Origin of the sequence: Nocardioides albertanoniae, assembly GCF_006716315.1 — a bacterium.
GTDB classification, from domain to species: domain Bacteria; phylum Actinomycetota; class Actinomycetes; order Propionibacteriales; family Nocardioidaceae; genus Nocardioides; species Nocardioides albertanoniae.
This window is the reverse complement of record NZ_VFOV01000001.1, coordinates 1705182-1720582: the sequence shown is the minus strand read 5'-3', so window position 1 is coordinate 1720582 and position 15401 is coordinate 1705182. Positions and strand designations below refer to the sequence as shown.

Below are 15401 nucleotides of genomic sequence, written 5' to 3'. Positions count from 1 at the left end.
GCGGTCGTCACCTAGGCCGGCGAACCACACCTGCTCGCGAGAGTCGCCAGGCCCGGTCCGGCGAGATCCGAGAGGGCGTCGGCGCGACCGCAGACCGCCATCAGCAGAGCCTCTCCGGGGCCGGTGACCTCCTCACCGGCCCCGTGGGACCAGTCGAGGTCGGAGGCCACCAGACGCAGGCCGCGTACGTTGCGCCTCGCCGGCAGCGGCGGAGCCATCAGAGCGAAGCCCAGCACCGGCACCAACCGCTCGGCCGGCACCTCGCGCGGCAGCCCGAGGGCCCGGCGGATGTCCTGGTGATGGATGAGCCCGTCGGTCAGGCCGATCCGCGAGTCGGCCAGCGCCGTCGGGCCGGACGGCTTCGCGTGCGCGCGCACGTAGGCGACCAGGTCGCTGGGGTGCCGGGCGCTGAGCTCCTCGAGCCGGCGAGCGTTCATCGTGCCGATGTCGAACCCGGCCCGCAGGTAGCGGCGGGCGAGCTCCGACAGCCCGATCTCCTCATAGCTCATCATGTGTGCGACGACGTCGCGCACCGTCCACCCGCTGCAGAGCGAGGGCTGCTCCCACTGCTCCGCGCTCAGCGTCTCGAGGAGGTCGGCGAGGTCTCGCCGCTCGGCCGTGGCCAGTGCGGTGCGATCCGTGCTCATGGTGGTGCTCCTTCTCTGCCCGGCAGCCGGCTTCAGGATGCCTACTCTCCCAACGCCAGCCCCACGAAGGCCTGCAGCGCCGCGTCGATCGGGTGCGGCTGCGGGATGCCGGCGGCATCGAGAAGGTTCCAGCGCTGCTCGTTGAGCGCGATCGAGACCTGTCGGCGGCCGTCCTCGCTGGTCATCAACAGGGCGCCGGCGCCCCAGGCGGTGCCGTCGTGGCCCCAGAAGGTGCCCTGGCCCGGGGTCGTGGTGCGCGTCAGGCCGAGACCGTAGTCGATCGTCGAACCGTCGAAGGCGATCACCGGCCCCGTACGCCGCATCTGCTCCAGCGACGACGGCGAGACGATCTCGCCGCCCAGGAGCAGGCCGAAGAACCGGTTCAGGTCGGTGACCGTGGAGACCAGCGACGCGGCCGACCTGACCCAGGACATGTCGAAGACGCTGAAGTCGTGGGGCGGGTCGTACATGCCGAACCAGCGCTCGTACATCTTCGGGTGCGGCGCCTCGATCCGCGGCTGCGTGGGCAGCTCGGAGCCGGAGAGCCCTAGCGGCTCGATGAGGGTCTCGGTGACGTGCTGCTCGGCGTCGCAGCCGGTGACCAGCTCGAGCAGCTGCCCCAGGAGGAGGTATCCGGTGTTGGAGTAGATGCCCGGTCGGCCCTCTGGAGCGGCCACAGGCGGAGCGGAGACGCCCATCTCGATGAGCTCGATCGGGTCGAACCGGGTGAACTGGTGGTCCTCCATGCTCGCCGGGCTCGTCTCCGCGATGACCGGGAACGCTTTCAGGGAGGGGTAGGCCGTCGGCAGATAGTCGGCCAGGCCGCTGGTGTGGCTCAGCAGCATGCGCACCGTGATCCTGGCGCCGCGCTCGCCCGGCACCAGGCGCGGCAGGTAGTGGGCCACGGGCTTGTCGAGGTCGATCTCGCCCGCCTCGCACCGACGCATGATCGCGGCGGCGGTGAACGTCTTGGTGACGCTGCCGACCCTGAGTCGCATCCTCGGGTCCATCGGCCGGCGCGTGTCGGTGTCGGCGACACCGGCGGCTCCCAGCCAGGCGTGGCCGTCTTCGCGCACCTCCGCGACGATGCCGGCCAGTCCGGCGCCGTGGACCCGGTCGAGACCGGCCTGCAACGCTTCCGGGCTCATCGGGCCACCGCCTCGTGGGTCGCCTCGCGGGTCGGCTCACGGGTCGACTCGCGCCAGACCAGCACGACGGCCGCGAGACCTGCGATCGAGGGCAGCATGCCGACCCACCCGATCTGCGGCGCCAGCCCGGTCTCGCCCGAGGTGTCGCGGATCGTGAGGTTGAACAGCGCCACACCGGTGCCGAGCAGGAACAGCGTGGTCACCAGCCACGGAGCGACCCGGGGCCGCACCCTGCTGACCCAGAGGCTCACTGCCCAGCCGATCACGCCGATGGCTCCGAGCACGGTCAGATAGGTCGTGTAGACCCGCACTCCTTCACCGATCCGATCCTCGCCGTAGCTGGGGTAGCCGGCTCGGATGTGGTCGGCGAGCACGTTCGTGGTGGCGCGGTCGACGTAGACGACCGCGACCGCCGCGACGCTCAGGGCGAGGCCAGTCAGCATCACCAGCACGGTGCTGGTGCTCTTGTTCGTTCCCATTGATCTCTCCTTGTCTCTACATCTGTAGAGCACTCTACAGATGTAGAGGAACGACGCCAACGGATTTCAGGGGTCACCCCCGGCGGCGGAGCCTCAGGCGGTGACGGCGGCGATCAGCCGGGGAACGTTGGCCCGGATCACAGCGACCGCGTCGGCGGCACTCTCCTCGCGGACAACCGTGTCGAAGAGCAGGCCGTTGAGCAGGGCGACCAGCTCCTTCGCCCGCGCGGCCGGATCATCGACCCCCATCAGCGCGAACTGCTCATGGAGCGCACCCCGGAAGACCTCCTGACGAGCCACCAGGGCGGCGCGCAGCTCCGGGCGGCGGGTCGACTCGAGCGCGAGCTCGAAGCGCGCCACCTGACGCTCGCGGCCGGTGGTCACCCACGCCTCCAGGACGCCCGCGATCGTGGCGGCCGCGGCCTGCGGGTCTTCGAGCGAGGCCACGTCCATCTCCGCGGTGTCGACCTCGGTCGCTCGCTCCACCACCGCCTGGAGCAGCGCCTGACGCGTGCGGAAGTAGTAGGACGTCGACCCTTCCGGGAGGCCGGCCTCACGGTCGACCGCTCGATGGGTCAGGCCGCGCATCCCGTCGCGCGCCAGTGCGGCGATGGCCGCGTCGGCCAGCTCCTCGCGTCGCCCCATGGCGATTCTCCGTTCGCTCTACTTCTGTAGAGCCAGATCATAGGCCCCGGCAGAGCCGTTCGTGCCACGCCAGCGCGGTGACGTCGGTGAGCGAAGCGACCTGGTCGACCACGACCCGGAGCCGCGCCGCGTCGTCGCCCGCGGCGCGCCAGTCGTCGGCGAACTGACGGTCGAGGTCGCGCGGAGCGGTGGCAGCCAGGTGCTCGACGAGCCCGCTGAGCACGTTGCGCTGATGGTCCATCTTCGCCACCCGGTCGTCGGACTTCATCACGTAGTGCGCGGCGATGCCCTTCAGCAGCGCGATCTCCAGGCGGGTCTGCTCCGGCACCACCAGGTCGGCGCCGAAGCGGGCGAAGGGGCCGCCGCCGGCGGCGTACGTCGCCTCCTTCACGGCCCCGCAGAAACGGCCGATGACGTCGGAGGTCAGGTTCTTGAGCATCGCCTGCGACCGGCGCGAGCCGTCATAGGCCGCGCCCTCCGCGATCCAGCAGCCGGCCGCGCGCAGGTCGGCGATGGTCGCCTCCGCCCGGGCCCGGTCGAAGCCGGGCACATACCAGTCGGCCACCGTCTCGGCGACGCCGTCGAGGTCGAGCGTGGCGAGGTCGATCTTGCCGGCGACGATGCCGTCCTCGACGTCATGGACGGAGTAGGCGACGTCGTCGGCGAGATCCATGATCTGCGCCTCGACGCACTGCCGCTGCCCGGCACCCGGAGCACGCAGCCAGTCGAAGACGGGCAGGTCGTCCTCGTAGACGCCGAACTTCGGGCCGGGCCGCTCGCCGTTGCGCCACGGGTATTTCGTGCAGGCGTCCAGCGTCGCCCGCGTCAGGTTGAGACCGACCGAGCCGCCATCGGCGTCGAAGGTCTTCGCCTCGAGCCGGGTCAGGATCCGCAGCGTCTGGGCATTGCCCTCGAACCCGCCGACCCCCGCAGCGAGCTCGGCCAGCACGTCCTCACCGTTGTGACCGAACGGCGGGTGACCGAGGTCGTGGGCGAGCGCGGCGGTCTCGGCGATGTCGGGCTGCTCCGAGGCCGGCCCGTTGAGCGCACGTGACATGTCGCGCGCGACCTGGGCGACCTCGAGCGAGTGGGTCAGCCGGTTGCGTACGAAATCGTCGGCCTGCGGCCCCACGACCTGCGTCTTCGCCGCGAGCCGCCGGGTCGAGGCAGCATGCACCACCCGGGCGCGATCACGCTCGAACTGCGTACGCTCCGGCGCAGAGACTCGCTTGGGCGGCTCGGCGACGATCCGCTCGCGGTCGGCAGGCCTGTAGAGATCCACGACTGAGAGGCTAGCCGCTACCACCCCCAGCAACGCCGAGCACCGGTTCAGCGAAGCAGCGCCGCGTAGTCCTCCGCGCGGAAACCGGCGCTCGCGAGCACGTCGGCGAGCGTGATCGCCTCGAGCTCGGCGAGCACGGCCCGGGCGACCCGGCGGTCGAGATCGGTGAGCACGCCCTGGATGTTGGCACCCACCGCGCAGGCGGGGTTGGGGCCGTGGATGCCGAGCACCGGGTCGTCGCCCTGCAGCACCCGCCACACCTGGGCGAGGTCGACGACCTCCGGGTCTGCAGCCAGCTCCCATCCCCCACGGGCGCCGGGCCACGAGCTGACCAGGCCGGCCGCGCGCAACGGGCCGAGCACCTTGCGCACATGGACCGGGTTGACGGCGGTGCTGCCGGCCAGCTCCTCGGAGCCGACGGGAGTCGTACGGCCGGCCGCCGCGCACGAGGCGAGGTAGGTCAGCACATGGACGGCCACGGCGAATCGCGTGTTCGTCGGGGTGGCCATGACCCCCATCTTGCCTTATTGCCATCGCGGTGGCTACATTTGAACAACCGTCATCACCGCGACTACAGATTGAGGCTCTCCATGACCATCGCCATCACCGGCGCCTCCGGCCAGCTCGGACGACTCGTCGCCGACCAGCTCCTCGACGTGCTCGACCCTGCCGAGGTCGTGCTCCTCACCCGCGACCCCGCCAAGCTCGCCGACCTTGCCGAGCGAGGCGCCGACGTGCGCGCGGCCGACTTCGGCCGATCGGCCGAGCTCGCCGGCGCCTTCGCGGGCGTCGACCGGGTGCTGCTCATCTCGACCGACGTCGTGGGCGCCCGGGTCGAGGGGCACCGCGCTGCCATCGCGGCCGCCGCCAAGGCGGGCGTACGCCACATCGCCTACACCTCGGTGCCCGAGCCGACCGCCGACAACCCCGCCGGCGTCGTGCCCGACCACGCCGCCACCGAGGAGGCGCTGCGCGAGAGCGGGCTGGCCTGGACGATGCTGCGCAACAACCTCTACGCCGACATGCAGGTCGACACCGTCACCCAGGCCGCGACGAGCGGACAGCTGGTCACCAACCTCGGCGACGGCGGCGCCGCGTACGTCACCCGAGCCGACTGCGCGGCTGTCGCCGTCGGCGTGCTGACCAGCGAGGGACATGAGGGCAAGGCGTACGACGTCACCGGCCCGCACGCCTACACCGCGGCCGACCTGGCCGCGCTGGCCGGCGAGCGGTCCGGCACGCCGGTCGAGGTCGTCCAGGTCGGCGACGACGCCTACACCGCCGGCCTCGTCGCCGCCGGGCTGCCGGAGGCCTTCGCCCCGCTGCTCACCTCGTTCGGCGCCGCCACCCGCCTGGGCAAGCTCGCCACCGTCACCGACGTCGTCGAGCAGGTCGGCGGACGTCCGGCGACGCCGCTGAGCGCGCTGGTCGGCTAGCCCCACGTCGAGTCGGCGCGAATGTCCCAGAAAAACAGCTCGAGTCGGCGCGTCTGCCCCAAGCGGTTGGGGCAGACGCGCCGACTCGGGCGCAATTTCTGGGACAGACGCGCCGACTCGGCCCTTCGGCACGGGACAGACGCGCCGACTCGGCGGGTCAGTTGACGGCTACGTGGACGTGGTCGTAGTGGTTGGCGGTGGGGTCGCCGCGGTCCTCCATCGGGCGCCAGCCCTCGCTGGAGCGTACGGGGGTCCAGATCTGCTGATACCAGATGATGTCGTAGATGTTCAGGGCGGCGGCGTGCTCCTGCACGAAGGCGGCGATCGCGTCGCCGAGATCCTTGTCATCGGTCATGAAGTCGAGGGCCTCGCCGCTGATGTGCTCACCATGGGGGTCGTAGCCGTAGGTGGTGCCGGAGGCGACCGCCGGGAAGGCGTTGCAGACCGCGCGGTAGAGATTGACGGCGTCCGGCACGAGGCCGCTCTCGACCGAGGAGTCGCCGCACGCGGAGAAGTCGAGCCCGGCCGGGGCGTCGCCCGACGGCGAGGGTGATGGCGTGGGGGCGGGCTCGGGCTTCGGCTCGGGCTTCGTCTTGCCGAGGTAGCCGTCGGCGATCCACACCGGGCTGCCCTCCAGCACGATCTCCTGGCGGCTGCTCTCGTCGCGACCGGTGTAGTAGACCGCGCGACCGAGCTCGAGCGTGCCGAGCTCCTTGGCACGCTTCCCGGAGGCGGCGTAGACCGTGACGTCGTCCTGGAGGTAGCGCAGCACGGCCTCCTGGGCGCCACCGGCGACCGAGGAGGGCCGCTGGATCAGCGACTCGATGGTCGCCACGTCGCTCTTCGCATGCTTCGACGCCGTCGACTCGCGATCGCCGCCGCGGCTGACCACGGGGCCCCGATCGGAGACGTCGCGGCGATCCTTCGACACCCGGGTGTCCTCCCGGGTGGTCGGCAGCGGCGGCAGCTTCGTCGCGCTCTTCACGTCGGTCTCGCGCCCGGGATCGGGCACCGACGGCAGTCGCAGCCCGGAGCGGTGCTCCACCTCGGCGATCACGACGCCAGGGTTGGCAGCGGCGGCTCCGGTGGCGATCGCACCACTGGTCGCGAACGTCACGATGCCTGCGGTCGCCACGACCTGCTTGGTCCTGCGGACGGCTCGATAATCGCCTCTGTGGCTGGTGGCCACTGCGCAATCCTTCGCTCGACAATGTGGGGGTGTCGCCCGAGAACACCCTTCGCCACTCCCGATGGAGCTGGGCGTGGACCCGGGCACGGCGACCGAGTCAAGCACACACCTACGGGGGTATCCCACGTACGTCTGGAGACTTTTGCCAACTTGTTGATCAGCCGGCCGGGCCCGGACACAGCTCGGCCCGGGCTCGATGAGCCCGGGCCGAACCTCGTGTGGATCGTCGCGTGTCAGTTGGTCGACACGTGCACGTGGTCGTAGTGGTTGGCGGTGGCGGACCCACGGTCCTCCATGGCACGCCAGCCCTCCGAAGCACGCACAGGGGTCCAGATCCGCTGGTAGTAGATGATGTCGTAGAGGTTGAGCTCTGCGGCATGCTGCTGCAGGAACGCGGCGATCGAGTCGCCGAGCGCCTTGTCGGAGAGCATGAAGTCGAGCGCCTTGCCCGAGGTGTGCTCACCGTGGGCGTCCCAGCCACCGACGGTCATGGAGGCGACCTCGGGGAACGCGTTGCAGACCGCGCGGTAGACGTTGACCGCGTCGGGCACGAGGCCGCTCTCCACCGAGGAGTCGCCGCACGCGGCGGTGCTCACCCCGGCGGCGGCACCGGTGGCCTCGGGCTTCTCGTCGACGAGGTGACCGCTGGTCACCCACGAGACCTCGCCGTCGACGAGGATCTCGTCGCGACCGGACTCGGTGCGTCCGGTGGCGTAGACGAGCTCGCCCGCCTCGATCTCCCCGGCCTGGGCGGCGTGCTTGCCGAAGGCGGACCAGAGGTTGAGGGTCTCTTCGGTCCACCGCTTGACGGCCTTGCCCGTGCCGGTCTCGACCTGCTCGGGCCCCTTGGTCAGGGTCTCGACGGAGGAGACGGACTCACGGTCGCCGCCGCTACGGCTGACGACCGTCTCGCGGCGGTCGCCCGCCACTCGTGCATCGTCGCGCGTGCTCGGCACGTCGGCCTTGCTGGACGAGGCGATCGACGCCCCGGCCTTGTCTGCGATCAGGGTCGGCTCCGCGAATGCGGCTCCGGCGCCCACCGCGGCTCCGGTCGCAAGGACCGCGACGCCTGCGGAGACAACTATGGATTTGGTCTTACGGACGGCCCGAGTGTCGCCTCTGTGGCTGCCGACCACACGCAGTTCCTTTGCTCGATGACATGGTCAGTGCCCGCACATCTCGATGAGTTACAGCTGGTGAAACCCATCGGGGAAGGCCGGGCACGAAGATCGAGTACAGCACACACGCCAAGGGGTATTCCAATCCCTCTACGCGGTTTTTGCGTTGTTTTGTTTCTGTCGATCGACTGACTTTGCGCGCCCCAAAGGGCATGGTGTAGCGGCCGTCGAACCCTCGCCGCGAGGCCGGTGAGCCTCAGCCGCCGGAGGTCTCCGCGACGTTCTCCGAGAACCCGCACCCGCGCCCGTCGGCGTCGTCGAGCCACCCCTCGGGGAGGGCGACCTTGTGCCTGGGTGCACCCTGTCTCCCACGCGGAGAACCCAGCTGTGACGAGGGAAAAGGCTCGTTCCGGTCGAGCCTCGAGAGCATCTCGTCGAGATCTTCGAGGCTGTTCACGAGGCCCAGGGTGCGACGCAGCTCGCCACCGGCACCGAACCCCTTGAGATACCACGCGATGTGCTTGCGGATCTCCTTGCAGCCGCGCTCCTCCCCCATGTGCTCGCAGAGCAGCTCGGCATGGCGTCGCATGATGTCCGTCACTTCGCCGAGTGTGGGGAGAACGTTGACCTTGTCACCCGCGAAAGCGGCCGCCAGATCACGGAAGAGCCAGGGACGACCCAGGCAGCCGCGGCCGATGACGACGCCGTCGACGCCGGTCTCCTCGACCATCCGGATGGCGTCGGCGGCCTCCCAGATGTCGCCGTTGCCGAGCACCGGGATGTCGACAGAGGCCTTCAGCTCGGCGATCGCGTCCCAGTCGGCCGTGCCGGAGTAGGCCTGGGCGACCGTACGCCCGTGGAGCGCGATCGCCGCGGCGCCGCTCTCCTGGGCGATGCGGCCGGCGTCCATGTAGGTCATGTGGTCGTCGTCGATGCCCTTGCGGGTCTTCATCGTCACCGGCACGTCATAGGGCGCGGCCGCGCGCACGGCGTGCTCGAGGATCTCGCCGAGCAGCCCGCGCTTGTAGGGCAGGGCTCCCCCACCGCCCTTGCGGGTCACCTTCGGCACCGGGCAGCCGAAGTTGAGGTCGACGTGGGCGACGCCGTAGTCGGCGCAGAGGATCTCGGTGGCCTTGCCGACGTAGACCGGGTCGGTGCCGTAGAGCTGCACGCTGCGTACGGTCTCGGCGTCGTCGAACCGGAGCATGTCCTTGGTGTGCTCGTCACCCTCGACCAGGCCGCGGGAGGTGATCATCTCGCAGACGTAGAGGCCCGCGCCCTGCTCGGCGCACAGGCGCCGGAAGGCGGCATTGGTGACGCCGGCCATCGGCGCGAGCACCACCGGAGTCTCGACGCTCAGGCTGCCGAGCTGGAGGCCCCCGGAGATAGGCGAGGCGGGAAGGGACATGCCTTCCATTGTCCGGCCAAACCCGATGCGTACGAAATCTATGGATGTATCTAGGGAGTCGGCGATCCCGACGCCGACTTCGACGGCTTCGGCGCCGCGTACGGCGTCGGCTCGCCCTCCCAGGTGATCGGGTCGAACTCCTCGAACGGGCGGAAGCTCACGCCCACCAGCTTGCCCTGGTCGGGCACCAGCATCACCAGGCAGGCGTCGACGCTGGCACCGGCGCCGAACTTCTGCGGAAGCGTCTTGGCGCTGCAGGGCTTGAACGGCTCCTTGAACGCGGCCGCCTCGACGAGGTTGCCCTCGCCGTCGAGACCCCACAACGGGACGTCATAGCCACCGAGGTCGGTCTCGCCCTCGTTCTTCACGGTGACGCGCACGAAGTAGGGAGCGCGGGACTGGGCCGCCTCGTCGAGCTTCCAGCCGGAGAAGGTCTGCTTGTAGGAGGTCGACTCGAGCTTCTTGAGCGTGATCGAGATCTCGCCGTCGACGCCCGACTTGGGCGACCATTCGACCGTCGCCGTCTCTCCGACGTTGCGATCGGCGCCCGGCTCGGTCGTCGCCCCCGAGGTCGGTTCGGCGTCGGCCGTGCCGGACGCGGAGCCGGAGGCGGACGCCGAGGCGGAAGGTGACGCGGATCCTTCGGGCGCGCTGGACCGCGGGGCAGTGCCGCTGCAGCCCGTCAGCGAAATGGCAAGGACCGCACCCGTGACGGATGCGGTGACAAGGGAGCCCGCTCTCAGCATGGGGACATCCTGCCGCACTCCCCTCGGGGAGTGCGGCAGGAGGTGCTTACGCACGCGATAACGGTGCTCGCCGTGAGCGGTCGCGCTCAGGCGCCGATGAGACGCTCGGCGAAGTACTTCGTCACACCCTCGAGCGGGATGCGCTCCTGCTTCATGGTGTCGCGCTCGCGGATGGTGACCGCGTTGTCCTCGAGGGTGTCGAAGTCGACGGTGACGCAGTAGGGCGTGCCGATCTCGTCCTGGCGGCGGTAGCGCTTGCCGATCGACTGGGAGTCGTCGAAGTCGACGGCCCAGTTGCGGCGCAGCTCGGCCGAGAGGGCCTTCGCCTTCGGGCTGAGCGCCTCGTTGCGGCTGAGCGGCAGCACGGCCACCTTGACCGGGGCGAGGCGGTGGTCGAGCCGGAGCACGACCCGCTTGTCGACACCGCCCTTGGCGTTGGGCGCCTCCTCCTCGGCGTACGCGTCGACGAGGAAGGTCATCACCGAGCGTGACAGACCGGCCGCCGGCTCGATGACGTAGGGCAGGTAGCGCTCGTTGGCGGCCTGGTCGAAGTACTGCAGGTCCTGGCCCGAGTGCTTCATGTGGGTGCCGAGGTCGTAGTCGGTGCGGTTGGCGACGCCCTCGAGCTCGCCCCACTCGCTGCCGGCGAAGTTGAACTTGTACTCGATGTCGACGGTGCGCTTGGAGTAGTGGCTCAGCTTCTCCTGAGCGTGCTCGTAGAGACGCAGGTTGTCAGGGTTGATACCGAGGTCGGTGTACCAGGCCATCCGGGCGTCGATCCAGTGCTGGTGCCACTCCTCGTCCTCACCCGGCTTGACGAAGAACTCCATCTCCATCTGCTCGAACTCGCGGGTGCGGAAGATGAAGTTGCCCGGCGTGATCTCGTTGCGGAAGCTCTTGCCGATCTGGGCGATGCCGAACGGCGGCTTCATCCGCTGGCTCGTGACCACGTTGGCGAAGTTGAGGAAGATGCCCTGCGCGGTCTCCGGACGCAGGTAGTGGAGACCCGACTCGTCCTCGATGACACCGAGGTAGGTCTTGAGCAGGCCGGAGAACTTGCGCGGCTCGGTCCATGCGCCGCGGGTGCCGCAGTTGGGGCAGGCGATCTGGTCGAAGGGCACGTCGTCGGGGTTGACGACCTCGCCCTTCTTCTCCGCCTTCTCGGCCACGGCCTCCTGCAGGTGGTCGGCACGGAAGCGCTTGTGGCACGACTGGCACTCGGTCAGCGGGTCGGTGAATGTCTCGACGTGACCGGAGGCCTCCCAGGTCTTGCGCGGCAGGATCACCGCGGAGTCGAGGCCGACGACGTCGTCGCGCTGCTGCACCATCGCCCGCCACCACTGACGCTTGATGTTCTCCTTGAGCTCGACACCGAGCGGGCCGTAGTCCCAGGCGCTCCGGGTGCCGCCGTAGATCTCGCCGCTGGGGTAGACGAACCCGCGCCGCTTGGCGAGGGAGACGACGAGGTCAAGGGTCGATGCTGGCGGCTTTGCCACGATGATTGCTCTCTGCTCGGTTCGAGCCCGGCCGGCTGCCGGGCATCGGGATGGGGACACTCAAATCGTATCCACGGTGTCATCTTGTTATGTACGCCGCCCGCGGGGCCAATTCGCCAGGCCAAATCGTTGGGCGCCTGAGGTAGGTGCCGATACCGTCGTTCGGCATGGAGCCCAACGCGCGTCGCCTGTGGAAGCTGCTCGAGCCGATCCATGCGGTGGGCTACTTCTCCCCCGAGCCGATCGGCCTGCTCAAGGACGCGGGCTATCGCGGCTACTGGATGGGCTACTTCGCCGCGCGGTCTGCCCCGCTGGGCGCTGTTCCTCCCGAGGTCGTCCACGCGGCGTTCTACAACTTCGCTCTGTCACATGTCTCCCGGGCGCTTCCCGACGCCTGGGGATTCGCGCCGCCGGAGGCTGCCCACGAGGCCCGCCGCACCGGTGCCGTCGCCGCGCTCCGGCGTCAGCTCGGACCGCTCGCCGACTCCGACGACCTGGCCCGGACAGCCGCCCTCGCCTCCCGGGCCGCTCTCGGCGCTCCCATGGAGGGACGCCCCCTGTACGCCGCCCTGCGCTCGCTCCCCCTCGCCGACGACCCCGTGAGTCTCCTCTGGGACGCGGCGACGCTGCTGCGCGAGCACCGCGGCGACGGTCACGTCGCCACCCTGGTCGCCGCCGGGATCGGCGGCCGCGAGTCGCACGTCTTCCACGCCCTCGCCAACGGCACCTCGCCGTCGGTCTACGCCACCACCCGCAACATCCACGAGAGCGAATGGTCCTCCCTCGTCTCGGGGCTGCGCTCCCGCGGGCTCGTCACCCCCGACGGCGACTCACTCACCGACGCGGGCCGGGAGACCCAGGTCGGGATCGAGTCGACGACCGATGCGCTCGCCGCCACGGCGTACGAAGCGCTGCAGCCGGCCGAGGTCGACGACCTCATCACCCTGCTGCTCCCGCTGACCAAGGCAGTCGTCGCCTCCGGGGAGATCCCCGGCCAGTCACCGATGGGGCTGAACCTCGACGACCTCGACCGAGACCAGTGAGGTCCAGCGCCTTCGGTGCACACAGTCGTTACTGAAGTGAGGTTTGAGGCGCCTCGTTCGTCACATCAGTAACGACTGTGTGCGCGTCGGTCACCAGACCAGGGCGTCGAGGGATGCGACCCGGCGTACGTGCGCATCGGGATGGGCGTCGTGACGGTCGACGAGGACGGCGTCGAGGCCAGCGTCGATCGCACCGAGCACGTCGTGGGCCAGGCTGTTGCCGACCATCAGCGCCTCCGCGGGGGCGACGCCGGCCCGCTCGCAGGTGAGCCGGTAGGCCCGCGGGTCTGGCTTGCTCGCCGGAAGGGTCGAGGTCGACACGAGCAGATCGACCTCCGCGGCAAGGCCGGTCAGATCGAGCTTGAGGCGCTGGTGGGCATCCTCGCCGTTGGTGAGGACGACCGCCCGGAGTCCGGCCTCATGGACCCTGCGCAGCGTGGGGACGGCATCGTCGAAGGCGACCCACTGCGCCTCGTACCTCTTCAGATATCCGGCGAAGAGCGCATCCGCCTCCGCATCGTCGAGCTCGGTGCCGAGGAAGTCACGGGTCCGCTCCCGCCGCTGCTCGTGGAAGCTGATCTCGCGACGCTGGTAGCGCTCGTAGTGCCGGCCCGAGATCGCATCCCAGCGTGCTTCGACGTCCCCCGTGACGCCGTGCTCGGCCGCCCATCCGGTCACGGCTACCCGCGCCGCCCCCGCCTGGTCCACCAACGTGTCGTCGAGGTCGAAGATGATCGCGCGCAGCACGACCGACACTCTATTGCCGCCACCACCGCGCACCTGCCCGATTCTGGTTCCCCGTACGCGGCGTCAGCTGGCACCTTCCCCACATGTGCGCGGTTGTTGCATCCAGAGCTGGCGGGCGATCCAGCGGTTACCCGACCCGCACGACTTCAGCGCGGGCGGCAGCAGGCGCCGCGCCCCAGCCCGAGGTCGGCCGGGTCTCCTCCTCGGCTCAGACCTCAGCGGCGCGGCCAGAAGCGGCCCGAGCCCGGCCGGGCAGTCGGGTGACGAGGCCGACGACGACATCGGAGAGGGCGAGGACGAGGGCGGCGGGGGTGGCGGCGGCCAGGAGGATGGCGGCTGCGGTGAGAGGGTTTCCGGCGAGGTCGAACAGCAGCCAGGCCAGACCGGTCGAGCCTCCGGAGAGGAAGATCAGCACGGCCGCGCCCGCGACGACGCCCTTGGGGCCGCCCACGGCTCGGGCAGCGATCGCCGCAGGCACGGCGACGGCAACGCAGACGATGCCGGCGACGGCCCCGAGAAGGATGAGGACGGGCCCGGCGAGCGGGCCACCGGGACCCGTGTCGCCGGTCGCGGAGACGAGCAGGAGTCCGATGTAGACCAGGGCCGTGAGCACCGGGTAGGCGAGCCAGGCGATCACCGCTGCGAGAGCGAAGGAGGCAGTGCGGAAGGCGATCACGGGCAGGCTCATGCGCACAGGATGCCGGAGCGCGGTGGCTGTGGCGCCAGGTGTTGGTGTCTCGTTGGTCAATCGAGGCGTCCGCGGACCATGCCGATGAGGCGCCCGAGCACCTCGTCGGGCGCGACGTTGAGGCCGTTGTGGAGGTGCGCGTTGGTGATCCACGGGCGCAGGGTGGGCACCAGGCCGGCGGTGGCGAGCGAGTGCTCGCGCAGGACGTAGGGGTCGTCGTAGTAGACCGCCGCGGCGCACGGGACGTCGACGGTGGCCAGCGCGGCCGGGTCGTAGAGGCTCGGCCACTCGCGCTCGGCGAGCAGGTCCGCGGCGTCGGCGAAGGGAGCGAGCAGCGGGTCTTCGGTGAAGTGCCACGGGAAGAGGTGCTCGGCGGTGAACAGCGTCGGATCCTCGTACGCCGCGGGCCGGACCCGCGCGGAGGCCCACCGCGTCGCCTGCCCATCGGCGTAGCAGGCCTCGTGCACGAGCGCGTAGAGCGGGGCGTGTCCGCTGAAGGGCAGCAGGGCCGCGACCTCGTGCCCGAAACCAAGGCCGGCCGGGTCGCGCTCGAGGAGGTGGTGGATCTGCTCGGAGCCGCCGGTCATGCCCAGGCGGATGCCGATGGAGCGCGCCTGAGCGGCGGAGAGGAGACCGCCGTGCGGGAGCCGGATCTCGCTGGCGTCGCAACGCTCGACCAGGGCGCGCATCCGGTCGCGGTCGCCCGGGAAGCGGGCGTAGTGGCGCTCGGTGAGCTCGATCGTGCGGGCGAAGGTGGCGGCGTAGACCTCGTCGAGAGGCACGCCGACCGCCGGCACTCCCCCGGTGAACAGCACCTCGCGCAGCGACTCGGGATGGGTCGAGAGGTAGCGCAGCGAGCAGAATCCGCCGAACGACTGCCCCAGCAGCGACCAGCGTGAGATGCCCAGATGGGCACGGAGCAGCTCGGCGTCCTCGACGATCGAGTCGGCGCGGAAGTGAGCCAGGTGGTCGGCCTGCTCGGCCGGGCTCATCTGGGTCATCGCGGTGAGCGGCGTCGAGCGCCCGGTCCCTCGCTGGTCGAGGAGGATCACCCGGTAGTCCTGAAGTGCCCGCTCCAGCCACCCCGGCACCATCGGCACGTTGACCGGACGCGGGCCCTCGCCGCCCGGGCCGCCCTGCAGGAAGAGCAGCGCGTCGCGGTCGTCGCGATCACCCGGGCGGCGCACCTCGCGGGCGAAGACGGTCAGCGTCTCTCCCCCGCCGCCGAGATGGTCGAGCGGCACCTCGATCTCGTGCTCGATCAACACCAGGCCAGGGATCGTCTCGATGCGCACGCGACCGATCGTAGCCGCGTGCAGCTGGACACCT

At 70.2% G+C, this 15401-nt stretch carries 16 protein-coding genes; 2 read left to right on the top strand and 14 right to left on the bottom strand.

Translation table 11 applies throughout. From position 1 onward, the window contains the following. Nucleotides 1-11 precede the first annotated feature (11 nt). The 6 genes from FB381_RS08210 to FB381_RS08185 all read right to left on the bottom strand — a co-directional run bounded on the left by FB381_RS08210 (nt 12) and on the right by FB381_RS08185 (nt 4710). Nucleotides 12-647, bottom strand: a complete 636-nt coding sequence (locus FB381_RS08210; protein ID WP_141779832.1) for a maleylpyruvate isomerase family mycothiol-dependent enzyme — start codon at nt 645-647, stop codon at nt 12-14. Nucleotides 648-688: 41 nt separating this feature from the next. Then, a complete protein-coding gene (locus FB381_RS08205) occupies nt 689-1795 on the bottom strand; it encodes a serine hydrolase domain-containing protein (protein WP_141779831.1) in 1107 nt (368 codons plus the stop codon). After that, nucleotides 1792-2274 carry a hypothetical protein gene (locus FB381_RS08200; RefSeq protein ID WP_141779830.1) on the bottom strand — a complete coding sequence of 161 codons (483 nt, stop codon included), beginning with the start codon at nt 2272-2274 and terminating at the stop codon, nt 1792-1794. Before FB381_RS08200 ends, FB381_RS08205 begins: the two co-directional genes overlap by 4 nt. Nucleotides 2275-2367: 93 nt before the next feature. Further along, nucleotides 2368-2919, bottom strand: a complete 552-nt coding sequence (locus FB381_RS08195; protein WP_141779829.1) for a TetR/AcrR family transcriptional regulator — start codon at nt 2917-2919, stop codon at nt 2368-2370. Nucleotides 2920-2956: 37 nt separating this feature from the next. After that, complete coding sequence (locus FB381_RS08190; RefSeq protein WP_141779828.1) at nt 2957-4201, bottom strand: deoxyguanosinetriphosphate triphosphohydrolase; 1245 nt, start codon at nt 4199-4201, stop codon at nt 2957-2959. A gap of 47 nt (nt 4202-4248) precedes the next feature. Next, nucleotides 4249-4710, bottom strand: coding sequence for an Rrf2 family transcriptional regulator (locus FB381_RS08185; protein ID WP_141779827.1), 462 nt, complete (start codon nt 4708-4710; stop codon nt 4249-4251). Nucleotides 4711-4791: 81 nt separating this feature from the next. Between FB381_RS08185 and FB381_RS08180 the strand changes: the two genes are divergently transcribed. Next, nucleotides 4792-5637, top strand: coding sequence for an SDR family oxidoreductase (locus FB381_RS08180; RefSeq protein ID WP_141779826.1), 846 nt, complete (start codon nt 4792-4794; stop codon nt 5635-5637). Nucleotides 5638-5794: 157 nt separating this feature from the next. Here the strand turns inward: FB381_RS08180 and FB381_RS08175 are convergent, their stop codons facing one another. From FB381_RS08175 to FB381_RS08155, 5 genes are all read right to left on the bottom strand, one after another. Continuing rightward, on the bottom strand, nt 5795-6826 hold the full coding sequence (locus FB381_RS08175; RefSeq protein ID WP_141779825.1) for a VldE C-terminal domain-containing protein: 1032 nt from the start codon (nt 6824-6826) through the stop codon (nt 5795-5797). A 233-nt stretch (nt 6827-7059) separates the two neighbouring features. Continuing rightward, nucleotides 7060-7866 (bottom strand): VldE C-terminal domain-containing protein, encoded by an 807-nt coding sequence (locus tag FB381_RS08170; protein ID WP_246088019.1) that lies wholly within the window; start codon nt 7864-7866, stop codon nt 7060-7062. A gap of 334 nt (nt 7867-8200) precedes the next feature. Then, complete coding sequence (dusB, locus tag FB381_RS08165; RefSeq protein WP_141779823.1) at nt 8201-9352, bottom strand: tRNA dihydrouridine synthase DusB; 1152 nt, start codon at nt 9350-9352, stop codon at nt 8201-8203. Between the two features lie 50 nt (nt 9353-9402). Beyond that, complete coding sequence (locus FB381_RS08160) at nt 9403-10098, bottom strand: hypothetical protein (protein ID WP_141779822.1); 696 nt, start codon at nt 10096-10098, stop codon at nt 9403-9405. A gap of 86 nt (nt 10099-10184) precedes the next feature. Beyond that, a complete protein-coding gene (locus FB381_RS08155; protein ID WP_141779821.1) occupies nt 10185-11594 on the bottom strand; it encodes a glycine--tRNA ligase in 1410 nt (469 codons plus the stop codon). Between the two features lie 167 nt (nt 11595-11761). Between FB381_RS08155 and FB381_RS08150 the strand changes: the two genes are divergently transcribed. Continuing rightward, entirely contained in the window at nt 11762-12637 is an 876-nt protein-coding gene (locus FB381_RS08150; RefSeq protein ID WP_141779820.1) for an SCO6745 family protein, read from the top strand. Nucleotides 12638-12727: 90 nt separating this feature from the next. On the opposite strand, the gene FB381_RS08145 is transcribed toward FB381_RS08150, so the two are convergent. The 3 genes from FB381_RS08145 to FB381_RS08135 all read right to left on the bottom strand — a co-directional run bounded on the left by FB381_RS08145 (nt 12728) and on the right by FB381_RS08135 (nt 15367). Further along, nucleotides 12728-13384: an HAD family hydrolase gene (locus FB381_RS08145; RefSeq protein WP_141779819.1), complete on the bottom strand. Its 657-nt coding sequence runs from the start codon at nt 13382-13384 to the stop codon at nt 12728-12730. 208 nt (nt 13385-13592) lie between these two features. Continuing rightward, nucleotides 13593-14072, bottom strand: coding sequence for a hypothetical protein (locus tag FB381_RS08140; RefSeq protein ID WP_141779818.1), 480 nt, complete (start codon nt 14070-14072; stop codon nt 13593-13595). 56 nt (nt 14073-14128) lie between these two features. Further along, nucleotides 14129-15367 carry an alpha/beta fold hydrolase gene (locus tag FB381_RS08135; protein ID WP_141779817.1) on the bottom strand — a complete coding sequence of 413 codons (1239 nt, stop codon included), beginning with the start codon at nt 15365-15367 and terminating at the stop codon, nt 14129-14131. Nucleotides 15368-15401: the final 34 nt, after the last annotated feature.

Bases quoted from the DNA above. Each gene is read 5' to 3' on its own strand.
- FB381_RS08210 (WP_141779832.1), bottom strand. From the start codon at position 647: ATGAGCACGGATCGCACCGCACTGGCCACGGCCGAGCGGCGAGACCTC.
- FB381_RS08205 (WP_141779831.1), bottom strand. From the start codon at position 1,795: ATGAGCCCGGAAGCGTTGCAGGCCGGTCTCGACCGGGTCCACGGCGCC.
- FB381_RS08200 (WP_141779830.1), bottom strand. From the start codon at position 2,274: ATGGGAACGAACAAGAGCACCAGCACCGTGCTGGTGATGCTGACTGGC.
- FB381_RS08195 (WP_141779829.1), bottom strand. From the start codon at position 2,919: ATGGGGCGACGCGAGGAGCTGGCCGACGCGGCCATCGCCGCACTGGCG.
- FB381_RS08185 (WP_141779827.1), bottom strand. From the start codon at position 4,710: ATGGCCACCCCGACGAACACGCGATTCGCCGTGGCCGTCCATGTGCTG.
- FB381_RS08180 (WP_141779826.1), top strand. From the start codon at position 4,792: ATGACCATCGCCATCACCGGCGCCTCCGGCCAGCTCGGACGACTCGTC.
- dusB (WP_141779823.1), bottom strand. From the start codon at position 9,352: ATGTCCCTTCCCGCCTCGCCTATCTCCGGGGGCCTCCAGCTCGGCAGC.
- FB381_RS08160 (WP_141779822.1), bottom strand. From the start codon at position 10,098: ATGCTGAGAGCGGGCTCCCTTGTCACCGCATCCGTCACGGGTGCGGTC.
- FB381_RS08150 (WP_141779820.1), top strand. From the start codon at position 11,762: ATGGAGCCCAACGCGCGTCGCCTGTGGAAGCTGCTCGAGCCGATCCAT.
- FB381_RS08140 (WP_141779818.1), bottom strand. From the start codon at position 14,072: ATGAGCCTGCCCGTGATCGCCTTCCGCACTGCCTCCTTCGCTCTCGCA.